Below are 12,419 nucleotides of genomic sequence, written 5' to 3'. Positions count from 1 at the left end.
ATCAGAAATCGGCTTTTAACACCACGCGGTAACGGGCCTTGCCGTCGCGCACGTGCTGGATAGCCTCATTGATTTTCGACATCGGATACAGTTCGGTGGTTGGGGACACTTTGGTGCGTCCGGCAAACTTCATCAGTTTGCGCAACTCGAACGGTGTGCCGGTTGCAGAGCCAGATACGCTGCGATCGCCACCAATCAGGGTAAATGCCGGAACCGGCAGCGGCTTCAGCACTGCCCCAACGGTATGGAAGTTACCGCCGTAGGCCAGCGCTTCAAAGTACGGCTGCCAGTCGAGATCGACGTTCACGGTGTTGATGATCAGATCGAACTGACCCGCCAGCGCTTTCAGGGCTTCCGGATCGCGGCTGTTCACCACTTTATCGGCGCCCATTGCCAGCACTTCCTGCTCTTTCGCCGGGTTAGAGCTGAACGCCGTCACTTCGCAGCCCATGGCGTGCAGTAACTTAATGGCAATGTGGCCCAGTCCGCCAATACCAATTACGCCCACGCGGCTGGTGGCGGTGATGTGGTGCATCAGCAGCGGTTTAAATACCGTAATACCGCCGCAGAGCAGCGGGCCTGCGGATTCGATATCAATGCTGTCCGGTAGCGGGATCACCCACTGCCAGTCGGCGCGCAGTTTGTCGGCGAACCCGCCCTTATTGAGAATGGTAGGTACCGCGCCTTCCAGACAGTTAATCTGGTTACCGCTGATACAGGCATCACAATGTCCACAGCTGCGTGCCGTCCAGCCAATGCCCACGCGCTGGCCAACTTTCAGCCCTTTGTCCTGCGCGGCAGTGCCCAGCGCAACCACACGGCCGATGACCTCATGCCCGGCAACCAGGGGATAATTTGAAAAGCCCCATTCGTTGTCGATCATCGACAGATCCGAGTGGCAAATGCCGCAATAATCTACCTGAACTTCGACGTCTTCTGCTTTTAGCTCACCCGCATCGTACTCGTACAGCTCAAGTTCTGCACCCGCCTGCGGCGCGGCATAGCTTTTTATCATCGACATCTTTATTCCCCCGTTATGGTGTTGAACTGAGAGTGTAGAGCATTCAGTTTACAGCCGCTTAACAGAATGGGGGCAGTATCAGAGGGTCTTTAGCATCCGCACTTCGCAGTCGACGTGGCCAGTGCAGCCCAGCGGCGCGTCGATATGTTCGAAGCCCAGGTGTTCATACAGGCCAATGGCCTCTTTGAGGAACGCGGTGGTTTCGAGATAACAGCGGGTGAAGCCCTCAGCGCGCGCGTGTTCAAGCGCTACCAGCGCCAGCTTTTTCGCCAGCCCCTGGCCGCGAATGGCGGGCAGAAAGTACATCTTCTGCAGTTCACAGATATCGGGCTCGCTGCAGGTCAAAGGCGCCACGCCGCCACCGCCCACAACCTTGCCTGCCTGCTCAATGATCCAGTAGGCGTGGCCCGGCTGGCTGTATAGCTGGAACAGCTCATCGAGGTTTGGATCGGCTACGGTGTAGCCTTTATCGGCCGTGAGGCCATATTCGGCGGAAACGGTGCGGATAACGGCGGCGATAGCCGGGTTGTCCTGTTCAGTGATACGACGCATCGTCGTCGCGACGGGGGCAATCACGCTCATAGCATTACTCATGACAAAAATTGACACACAGCTGCTGTTAATAGCACCGGAGCAAAGGGAGTGCAAGCGAGGAGTTTTCAGGGAGGAAACCCCTTACGCCCTGAAGCGTAAGGGGTAAAAGCATTACAGGGCTGCGATAACCGCCTGCTGCTCAATCAGTTTGGTTTTTGCATCGGCGAAAGCAACCAGACGCTCACGCTCTTTGGCGATGACCGCTTCCGGCGCGCGGGCGACAAAGCCTTCGTTCGCCAGTTTGCTTTCGATTTTGCCAATTTCCACGTCGACTTTCGCCACTTCCTTCGCCAGACGCGCCAGCTCGGCATCTTTGTCGATCAGACCCGCCATTGGGATCAGCAGCTCGGCGCCGTCGATGATTTTGGTCACAGAAACCGGACCTTTGTCATCGGCAGGCAGCACGGTGATGCTCTCCAGACGCGCCATGGTTTTCAGGAAGGTGCTGTTCTCATTCACACGACGAACGGCAGCCTCGCTGCAACCGCGCAGCAGCAGTTCCAGCGGCTTGCTCGGGGCGATGTTCATTTCTGCACGAACGTTACGCACAGCAACAATCGCCTGTTTCAGCCATTCGGTATCAGCTGATGCGGCTTCATCTACTTTAGCGGCATCGAACTCCGGGAACGGCTGCAGCATGATGGTGTCGGCGTTGATACCTGCAATCACCTTCACGCGCTGCCAGATAGTTTCAGTAATGAACGGAATGACCGGGTGCGCCAGGCGCAGCAGACCTTCCAGCACGGTGATCAGCGTATTACGCGTACCGCGCAGTTCTGCTTCAGAACCACCGTTCATCACCGGCTTCGCCAGCTCCAGATACCAGTCGCAGAACTGGTTCCAGGTGAATTCGTACAGGATGCCTGCCGCGATGTCGAAGCGGAAGCTGTCCAGTGCGTCACGGAAGGCTTTCACCGTCTGGTTGAATTCCGCCAGGATCCAGCGGTCAGCCAGCGACAGCGTCATCTCGCCGCCGTTAAAGCCGCAATCCTGATCTTCGGTATTCATCAGCACGAAACGGCTGGCGTTCCACAGCTTGTTACAGAAGTTACGGTAACCTTCCAGACGCTTCATGTCCCAGTTGATGTCGCGGCCGGTAGAGGCCAGCGCCGCCAGGGTGAAGCGCAGGGCGTCGGTACCGTGAGACTCAATCCCGTTCGGGAACTGCTTCTCGGTACGCTTGCGGATCTTCTCGGCTAGCTGCGGCTGCATCATGTTGCCGGTACGTTTTTCCAGCAGCTCTTCCAGCGAAATACCGTCGACCATATCCAGCGGGTCGATAACGTTACCCTTGGATTTAGACATCTTCTGACCTTCGTCATCGCGGATAAGGCCAGTCATGTAGATCGTCTTAAACGGGATCTGCGGTTTGCCGTCTTCATCTTTAATAAAGTGCATGGTCATCATGATCATGCGGGCGATCCAGAAGAAGATGATGTCGAAGCCGGAAACCATCACGCTGGTTGGGTGGAACTGACGCAGGGCATCGGTATTTTCCGGCCAGCCGAGGGTAGAGAAGGTCCAGAGTGCGGAGGAGAACCAGGTATCCAGCACGTCTTCGTCCTGACGCAGGGCAACGTCAGCGCCCAGGTTATTTTCCTGACGCACTTCGTCTTCGGTGCGGCCAACGTAGACGTTGCCTTCGTTGTCATACCACGCCGGAATACGGTGGCCCCACCACAGCTGACGGGAGATACACCAGTCCTGAATGTCACGCATCCAGGAGAAGTACATGTTTTCATACTGTTTCGGCACGAACTGGATGCTGCCGTTTTCAACCGCTTCAACAGCAGGTTTAGCCAGCACGTCGGCACGCACATACCACTGGTCGGTTAACATTGGCTCGATAACCACACCGCCACGGTCGCCGTACGGCACGGTCAGATCGTGAGGCTTGATCTCTTCCAGCAGGCCCAGCGCATCTACGGCAGCGACGATCGCTTTACGCGCGGCGAAGCGTTCCAGCTTCTGGAACTCGGCCGGGATGTCACTTGCGTAAACATCAGACTCGTTGCCTTTAGTGTCATACACTTCTGCGCTTTCACGGATATCGCCGTCGAAGGTCAGAATGTTGATCATTGGAAGCTGATGACGACGACCCACTTCGTAGTCGTTGAAGTCGTGGGCCGGGGTGATTTTCACGCAGCCGGTGCCTTTTTCCATGTCGGCGTGTTCGTCGCCCACAATCGGAATACGGCGGTTAACCAGCGGCAGGACCACAAATTTACCGATCAGATCTTTGTAGCGCGGATCTTCCGGGTTAACGGCCACACCGGTATCGCCCAGCAGGGTTTCCGGACGGGTGGTAGCAACCACCAGGTAATCTTTACCGTCTGCGGTTTTTGCGCCGTCGGCCAGCGGATAGCGGATGTGCCACATCGAGCCTTTTGACTCGCGGTTTTCCACTTCCAGGTCAGAGATGGCGGTGCGCAGTTTCGGGTCCCAGTTTACCAGGCGCTTGCCACGGTAAATCAGGTCCTCTTTATACAGACGGACAAACACTTCTTTCACAGCGTTGGAGAGGCCTTCGTCCATGGTGAAGCGCTCGCGCTCCCAGTCCACGGAGTTGCCGAGACGACGCATCTGGCGGGTAATGGTGCCGCCAGATTCTGCCTTCCACTGCCAGATTTTGTCGATGAACGCGTCGCGACCGTAGTCGTGGCGGGTTTTACCCTCTTCAGCGGCAATTTTACGCTCAACGACCATCTGGGTCGCGATACCCGCGTGGTCAGTCCCCGCCTGCCACAGGGTGTTTTTACCCTGCATGCGCTGGTAGCGGATCATGGTGTCCATGATGGTCTGCTGGAAAGCATGACCCATATGCAAACTGCCGGTGACGTTCGGCGGCGGGATCATGATGCAGAAGGACTCTTTGCTTTCATCGCCGTTAGGCTTGAAATAGCCCTGCTGTTCCCAGTGCTCGTAAAGCGGCTGTTCGATATCGCGTGGGTTATATGTCTTTTCCATTATTTCCAGGTTGCCGTATTCAGGTTAAAACCAGCCAGGCGGTACGCTTTATAGCGTTCGCGCGCCAGTTGTTTCAGGGAATCTTCGTAGGGGACAAAGTCTACCACTTCTGTGAAAGCGGTGGCAAAATCTGCAAAGCCAGTACGCAGGCTTATCAGGATATCGCGCGCGCTGCTGTTACGTTTTTGTGGCCAGGCTATCTCCACCGGGGCACCGCCACGCGGCCCTTCACCCGACAGATTGTGTGGGACAAAACTCTCGGCAGGTCGCGCCCATAGCGCCTCATCAAGACGAATGGCTTGCTGCTCATCTTCACAGGCGATGAGCACGCGCTTGCCACTGCGCCAACGTTCTGCGGCAATGTCACACACCAGTTGTTCAACGGCGCTCAGGCCATCCTGTTGTGTATCGTTGTCCAGAATATAGAACGTTGCGTTTTTCATGATATGGGGCTTCTTGTGGTGATTTTAAATGCGAAACCGGGTGGCATCTGCCACCCGGCTTTCGGGTTTACTCTTCGCCGTTAAAGCCGGCGCGGTTGAGCAGGAACTGCGACAGCAGCGCAACCGGACGACCGGTGGCGCCTTTGGCTTTGCCGGAGCGCCATGCGGTACCCGCGATGTCGAGGTGTGCCCAGTTGTACTTACGGGTGAAACGCGACAGGAAACAGCCCGCGGTGATGGCACCACCCGGACGGCCGCCGATATTCGCCATATCCGCGAAATTCGACTCCAGCTGATCCTGGAACTCGTCGGCCAGCGGCAGTCGCCATGCGCGGTCGCCAGCCTGCTCGGACGCGCCAATCAACTCGTGCGCCAGCGGATTGTGGTTCGACATCAGCCCGGTGATGTGGTGGCCCAGCGCAATGACGCAGGCCCCGGTCAGGGTTGCCACATCGATAACTGCTTCAGGTTCGAAGCGCTCAACGTAGGTCAGGACGTCGCACAGCACCAGGCGGCCTTCAGCATCGGTATTCAGCACTTCAACGGTCTGACCGGACATGGTGGTCAGCACGTCGCCTGGGCGGTATGCGCGGCCACCCGGCATGTTTTCACAGCCGGCCAGTACGCCGATGACGTTAAGCGGCAGTTGCAGCTCTGCCACCATACGCATGACACCGTACACGGCCGCCGCACCGCACATGTCGTACTTCATCTCATCCATGCCTTCGGCAGGTTTGATGGAGATACCACCGGAGTCAAAGGTCAGGCCTTTACCCACCAGCACGATAGGGCGTGCGTCTTCAGATGGATTGCCCTTGTATTCAATGACCGACATCAGGGATTCGTTCTGGGAACCATTTCCCACCGCGAGGTAGGAGTGCATGCCCAGCTCTTTCATCTGCTGCTCGCCAATCACGCGGGTGATGACGTTTTTGCTGTAAGAGTCTGCCAACTGACGCGCCTGCGAGGCCAGATAGCCAGCGTTACAGATGTTTGGTGGCATATTACCCAGATCTTTCGCGGCTTTAATACCGGCAGCGATGGCCAGACCATGCTGAATCGCACGTTCACCGCTGGTCAGTTCACGGCGGGTAGGCACGTTAAAGACCATTTTACGCAGCGGACGACGGGGTTCGCTTTTATTAGTTTTCAGCTGATCGAAGCTGTACAGCGACTCTTTTGCCGTCTCAACGGCCTGACGTACTTTCCAGTAAGTGTTACGGCCTTTAACGTGCAGCTCGGTGAGGAAGCAGACCGCTTCCATTGAGCCAGTATCATTCAGCGTATTGATAGTTTTCTGAATAACCTGTTTGTACTGGCGCTCATCCAGCTCACGTTCTTTACCGCAGCCGATCAGAAGAATACGCTCGGACAGTACGTTGGGAACATGATGCAGTAATAAGGTCTGTCCCGGTTTGCCTTCCAGTTCGCCACGGCGCAGCAGGGCACTAATATAGCCGTCGCTGATTTTGTCGAGTTGCTCGGCGATGGGGGAGAGGCGGCGGGGCTCAAAGACACCCACAACGATACAGGCGCTCCGCTGTTTCTCCGGGCTGCCGCTTTTTACACTGAACTCCATGCACTACGCTCCTGAATCTTAAAGACAACAGCGGCCGCTACGGATAGAATTGAAACCTTTCGTAACTCATGCCCGCTGTTGCGGTGACTTCGTGTTAATCTTACGTTATTACGGTTTCGACACATCATTACATCTTCTGAAGCGCGAATCCGTCGGGTGTTCTAATCTTAGCGATGATTTCGACGACTCAAGAGAATAAATGACGTTTAAGCCATGAAACAAGCGATTTTCCAGCAAAAAGACGGGTTTTTACGGGCGTATTTAATGTGATAATCATAAGATATCTGGTGCGGGAGACGCTCAAAAGCCAGCTGGCAATACTCTTCATCCTGCTTCTGATTTTTTTCTGTCAGAAACTGGTGAGGATCCTCGGTGCAGCGGTCGACGGCGAAATTCCTACAAATCTGGTGCTTTCCCTCCTCGGGTTAGGCGTGCCTGAAATGGCGCAGCTGATCCTGCCGTTGAGCCTTTTCCTCGGATTGCTGATGACGCTCGGTAAACTCTATACCGAAAGTGAAATCACCGTCATGCACGCCTGCGGACTGAGCAAAGCGGTACTGGTAAAAGCCGCCATGGTACTGGCGTTGTTTACCGGTATCGTTGCCGCCGTCAACGTGATGTGGGCAGGCCCCTGGTCATCGCGCCATCAGGATGAAGTGCTAGCTGAAGCGAAAGCCAACCCCGGCATGGCTGCCCTGGCCCAGGGACAGTTCCAGCAAGCCAGCGACGGCAACTCGGTCCTGTTTATCGAAAGCGTTGACGGTAGCCGGTTCAACGACGTTTTCCTCGCGCAAATTCGACCGAAAGGCAATGCCCGTCCCTCCGTGGTGGTGGCTGATTCAGGCCAGCTTTCTCAGACTAAAGATGGGTCTCAGGTCGTCACGCTGAACAAAGGCACCCGCTTTGAAGGCACTGCCATGTTGCGCGATTTCCGTATTACCGACTTCCAGAACTACCAGGCGATCATTGGTCACCAGGCGGTCGCGCTGGACCCGAGCGATACGGATCAGATGAACATGCGTACGCTCTTCACCACCGATACCGATCGCGCCCGGGCAGAGTTGCACTGGCGTATTACGCTGGTATTCACCGTGTTTATGATGGCACTGATGGTGGTTCCGCTGAGCGTGGTCAACCCGCGTCAGGGACGTGTGCTGTCAATGCTGCCGGCGATGCTGCTCTATCTGGTGTTCTTCCTGCTGCAGACCTCCATAAAATCGAACGGTGGGAAAGGCAAAATCGACCCGGTTATCTGGACCTGGGCGGTCAACGTGCTGTATCTGTTGCTGGCCATCGCGCTTAACCTTTGGGATACCGTGCCGATGCGCCGTTTCAGATCCCGTTTTATGCGTAAAGGAGCGGTGTAATGCAGGCTTTTCGCGTTTTAGACCGCTATATCGGTAAAACCATTTTTACCACCATCATGATGACGTTATTCATGCTGGTCTCCCTCTCCGGCATCATCAAGTTTGTTGATCAGCTGAAAAAGGCCGGGCAGGGGAGTTACGACGCTCTGGGTGCAGGTATGTATACCCTGCTCAGCATGCCAAAAGATGTGCAGATCTTCTTCCCGATGGCGGCGTTGTTAGGTGCCCTGCTGGGTCTGGGGATGTTGGCACAGCGCAGTGAACTGGTTGTCATGCAGGCCTCTGGCTTTACCCGTATGCAGGTGGCGCTGTCGGTCATGAAAACCGCCATTCCACTGGTGCTGCTGACCATGGCCATCGGCGAATGGGTGGCACCGCAGGGCGAGCAGATGGCGCGTAACTACCGTGCGCAGGCCATGTACGGCGGCTCGCTGCTCTCAACCCAGCAGGGGCTGTGGGCGAAAGACGGAAATAACTTTGTCTATATCGAACGCGTGAAGGGCGACAACTCCCTTGGCGGCGTAAGCATTTATAGCTTTAACGATCAGCGCCGGCTGCAGGCGGTACGTTATGCGGCATCGGCGACCTTTGATGCAGACAATAAACTTTGGCGTCTGTCGCAGGTTGACGAGTCTAACCTGCAGGATCCAAAACAGATCACGGGCTCGCAAACCGTCAGTGGCACCTGGAAAACCAACCTGACGCCGGACAAGCTCGGCGTGGTGGCGCTGGATCCGGACGCGCTCTCTATCAGTGGCCTTCACAACTATGTGAAGTATCTTAAGTCGAGTGGCCAGGATGCCGGTCGTTATCAGCTCAATATGTGGAGCAAAATCTTCCAGCCACTCTCCGTGGCGGTCATGATGTTGATGGCTCTCTCCTTTATCTTCGGGCCGCTGCGTAGCGTAGCCATGGGCGTGCGCGTCGTCACCGGGATTAGCTTTGGCTTTGTCTTCTACGTGCTGGACCAGATCTTCGGTCCGCTGACCCTGGTGTATGGCATACCGCCGGTGATTGGTGCCCTGCTGCCAAGCGCATCTTTCTTCGTTATCAGCCTCTGGCTGATGCTAAAACGCTCCTGACCTGCTTTACCCCTCTCTCCCCGTCGTGGGAGCGAGGGGGATCTCCCGCTCTACCCCGCACTTTTTCGCACAACCTTCAACGTCTTGCCTGAAATTTGAGTATGATTGTGCGATGAAGCCGTGAAGGAATCCTCTATGAAGCAAATTCGAATGCTGGCGCAGTACTACGTCGATCTCATGATGAAGCTTGGCCTGGTACGCTTCTCCATGTTGCTCGCCCTGGCGCTGGTAGTGCTGGCGATTGTGGTACAGATGGCGGTGACCATGGTGCTGCATGGGCAGGTCGAAAGTATCGACGTCATCCGCTCTATTTTCTTCGGTCTGTTGATTACCCCCTGGGCGGTCTACTTCCTGTCGGTGGTGGTCGAGCAGCTCGAGGAGTCGCGTCAGCGCCTCTCCCGGCTGGTGGAGAAACTGGAGGAGATGCGCGAGCGTGATCTGAAGCTCAATGTTCAGTTGAAGGACAACATTGCACAGCTTAATCAGGAAATTTCAGATCGTGAAAAAGCCGAAGCAGAGCGCCGCGTAACGCTGGAGCAGCTGAAGGTAGAGATGAAAGAGCGTGAAGAGACGCAGATCCAGCTCGAACAGCAATCCTCTTTTCTTCGTTCGTTTCTTGATGCCTCACCGGATCTGGTCTTCTACCGTAATGAGGATAAAGAGTTCTCCGGCTGCAACCGGGCAATGGAACTGCTGACCGGCAAAAGTGAAAAACAGCTGGTTAGCCTCAAACCGCAGGACGTCTATTCCGAAGAGGCGGCGGCAAAAGTCATTGAAACGGATGAAAAAGTCTTCCGTCACAACGTCTCCCTCACCTACGAACAGTGGCTGGATTATCCGGATGGGCGCAAAGCCTGCTTTGAGATCCGCAAAGTTCCCTATTACGACCGCGTGGGTAAACGCCATGGCCTGATGGGCTTTGGCCGCGATATTACCGAACGTAAGCGCTATCAGGATGCGCTGGAGCGCGCCAGCCGGGATAAGACCACCTTTATCTCGACCATCAGCCATGAGCTGCGTACGCCCCTTAACGGTATCGTCGGGCTAAGCCGTATTCTGCTTGATACCGAGCTGTCTGCCGAGCAGGAGAAATACCTTAAGACTATCCATGTTTCAGCCGTGACGTTGGGGAATATTTTCAACGACATTATCGACATGGATAAAATGGAGCGGCGTAAAGTTCAGTTGGATAACCAGCCGGTAGACTTCACCAGCTTCCTGGCCGACCTGGAAAATCTGTCAGGCCTGCAAGCGCAGCAGAAAGGTCTACGCTTTGTGCTGGAGCCGACATTGCCGTTGCCCCATAAAGTGGTCACCGATGGTACGCGTCTGCGCCAGATTCTGTGGAATCTGATCAGTAACGCCGTCAAGTTTACGCAGGCAGGGCAGGTGTCGGTGCGGGTTCGCTACGGCGAAGGGGAGATGCTGCATTTCGAGGTTGAAGACTCAGGGATCGGCATTCCACAGGAAGAGCAGGATAAGATCTTTGCCATGTATTATCAGGTGAAAGATAGTCAGGGCGGTAAGCCTGCCACCGGCACCGGTATAGGTCTGGCAGTATCGCGTCGTCTGGCGAAAAGCATGGGCGGCGATATCACCGTCTCCAGCAACCCGGGTAAGGGCTCGCTGTTTGCTCTGAGCGTGCATGCTCCGGCGGTGGCAGAAGAGGTGGAAGATACCTTCGCTCACGATGATTTACCGCTGCCCGCGCTGCACGTCTTGCTGGTGGAAGATATTGAACTTAACGTCATTGTGGCGCGCTCGGTGCTGGAAAAGCTGGGCAGTAGCGTGGATGTCGCCATGACCGGGACTGCCGCGCTGGAGATGTTCACGCCAGGCGAATATGACCTGCTGTTGCTTGATATCCAGTTGCCGGATATGACCGGGCTGGATATTTCGCGTGAGCTCACGCGTCGCTACAGCCGTGACGAGCTGCCGCCGCTGGTGGCGCTGACCGCGAACGTGCTGAAGGATAAAAAAGAGTATCTGGAGGCCGGGATGGACGATGTGCTGAGCAAGCCGCTGTCCGTACCTGCTCTCACTGCCATGATTAAGAAGTACTGGGATACCTGTGACGAAGAGGAGAGCACCATGACGAAGGTTGATACCGATAAAGCGCATACCTTGCTGGATATCGCCATGCTTGAACAATACATCGAACTGGTTGGCCCGAAGCTGATTACCGATGGGCTGGCGGTCTTCGAGAAGATGATGCCTGGCTATTTAGCGGTGCTGGAGTCGAACCTGACCGCGCGCGATCAGAAAGGCATCGTGGAAGAGGGGCATAAAATTAAAGGCGCAGCGGGATCGGTAGGTTTGCGTCATCTGCAACAGCTTGGTCAGCAGATCCAGAGCCCCGATCTTCCTGCCTGGTCCGATAATGTCGGTGAATGGGTCGAAGAGATGAAGCAAGAGTGGCAGAACGATGTGGCGGTATTGAAAGCGTGGGTAGAAAGCAGAAAAAAATGACCCCGGCTAAACCGGGGTGCGCGAATACTGCGCCAACACCAGGGAAATCTTGGCTGCGCCTGTAGAGAACATTGTTATCATTTTGGAACCAGACGCCGCCTCAAAATTTAGGCCGCACGCAGTTAAGATAGCAAATCTTAAATACTTTGTTACATGAATCAGTGAAATATGTGAAGCATAGCGTTTTAATCAGAATTATTAATAAGCTTCAGTCACTTGCTATAAGGAATCGGCATGATGAAAAAAGTTGGCGTAGTGCTTAGCGGTTGTGGTGTTTATGACGGGGCTGAAATCACCGAGTCCGTCCTTACGCTCCTGGCGTTGTCCCGGGGAGGTGCGCAGGCAATCTGTTTTGCCCCAGATAAAGTCCAGTCCGACGTCATTAATCATCTGACTGGCGAAGCGATGGCCGACAGCCGTAACGTGCTGATCGAAGCGGCGCGCATCGCCCGTGGAGATATTCATCCGCTCAATATGGCGAAGGCAGAGGCGCTGGATGCGCTGATCGTACCTGGCGGATTCGGTGCGGCAAAAAACCTGAGCAACTTTGCTGCGCAGGGAAGCCAGTGTGAAGTTGATGACGATCTGAAAGCGCTGGCGCAGCAGATGCACCAGCAGGGCAAACCCCTGGGTTTTATCTGCATTGCACCGGCCTTGCTGCCAAAGATTTTTGATTTCCCGCTGCGCCTGACCATCGGCACCGATATCGATACTGCCGAGGTGATCGAGGAGATGGGCGGTGAACATGTTCCCTGCCCGGTGGAAGATATCGTTGTCGATGAAGATAACAAAATCGTCACCACACCTGCGTATATGTTGGCACAGACTATCGCCGAAGCCGCTGCGGGCATTGATAAACTGGTCGCACGCGTACTGGTGCTGACGGAATGATTGTGA

9 protein-coding genes are annotated in these 12,419 nt (G+C 55.4%); 4 read left to right on the top strand and 5 right to left on the bottom strand.

Annotated elements, in window-relative coordinates; translation table 11 throughout:
* Position 1 precedes the first annotated feature (1 nt).
* The 5 genes from ahr to pepA all read right to left on the bottom strand — a co-directional run bounded on the left by ahr (position 2) and on the right by pepA (position 6,604).
* Positions 2-1,021: an NADPH-dependent aldehyde reductase Ahr gene (ahr, locus tag JZ655_RS18510; RefSeq protein WP_040073857.1), complete on the bottom strand. Its 1,020-nt coding sequence runs from the start codon at positions 1,019-1,021 to the stop codon at positions 2-4.
* 78 nt (positions 1,022-1,099) lie between these two features.
* A complete protein-coding gene (locus tag JZ655_RS18505) occupies positions 1,100-1,603 on the bottom strand; it encodes a GNAT family N-acetyltransferase (protein ID WP_046885773.1) in 504 nt (167 codons plus the stop codon).
* Positions 1,604-1,726: 123 nt separating this feature from the next.
* Complete coding sequence (locus JZ655_RS18500) at positions 1,727-4,582, bottom strand: valine--tRNA ligase (protein ID WP_207292474.1); 2,856 nt, start codon at positions 4,580-4,582, stop codon at positions 1,727-1,729.
* Positions 4,582-5,025, bottom strand: coding sequence for a DNA polymerase III subunit chi (gene holC / locus JZ655_RS18495; protein WP_040073860.1), 444 nt, complete (start codon positions 5,023-5,025; stop codon positions 4,582-4,584). The genes JZ655_RS18500 and holC overlap by 1 nt, the downstream gene beginning before the upstream one ends.
* Before the next feature lie 67 nt (positions 5,026-5,092).
* Positions 5,093-6,604 (bottom strand): leucyl aminopeptidase, encoded by a 1,512-nt coding sequence (gene pepA / locus JZ655_RS18490; protein ID WP_040073861.1) that lies wholly within the window; start codon positions 6,602-6,604, stop codon positions 5,093-5,095.
* 266 nt (positions 6,605-6,870) lie between these two features.
* Between pepA and lptF the strand changes: the two genes are divergently transcribed.
* The 4 genes from lptF (at position 6,871) to elbB (ending at position 12,413) form a co-directional block, all read left to right on the top strand.
* Positions 6,871-7,971 carry an LPS export ABC transporter permease LptF gene (gene lptF / locus JZ655_RS18485; protein ID WP_040073862.1) on the top strand — a complete coding sequence of 367 codons (1,101 nt, stop codon included), beginning with the start codon at positions 6,871-6,873 and terminating at the stop codon, positions 7,969-7,971.
* The gene (lptG, locus tag JZ655_RS18480; protein WP_046885775.1) at positions 7,971-9,053 is read left to right on the top strand and encodes an LPS export ABC transporter permease LptG; all 1,083 of its coding nucleotides are present in this window, start codon (positions 7,971-7,973) and stop codon (positions 9,051-9,053) included. The genes lptF and lptG overlap by 1 nt, the downstream gene beginning before the upstream one ends.
* Before the next feature lie 135 nt (positions 9,054-9,188).
* Positions 9,189-11,522, top strand: a complete 2,334-nt coding sequence (gene arcB / locus JZ655_RS18475; protein ID WP_046885776.1) for an aerobic respiration two-component sensor histidine kinase ArcB — start codon at positions 9,189-9,191, stop codon at positions 11,520-11,522.
* Positions 11,523-11,759: 237 nt separating this feature from the next.
* Positions 11,760-12,413, top strand: coding sequence for an isoprenoid biosynthesis glyoxalase ElbB (gene elbB / locus JZ655_RS18470; RefSeq protein WP_207293879.1), 654 nt, complete (start codon positions 11,760-11,762; stop codon positions 12,411-12,413).
* Positions 12,414-12,419 lie beyond the last annotated feature (6 nt).

Origin of the sequence: Leclercia pneumoniae (genome assembly GCF_017348915.1) — a bacterium.
In the GTDB taxonomy this organism is placed as follows: domain Bacteria; phylum Pseudomonadota; class Gammaproteobacteria; order Enterobacterales; family Enterobacteriaceae; genus Enterobacter; species Enterobacter pneumoniae.
The sequence above is the reverse complement of the archived record's forward strand: the minus strand, read 5'-3'. Positions and strand labels throughout refer to the sequence as shown.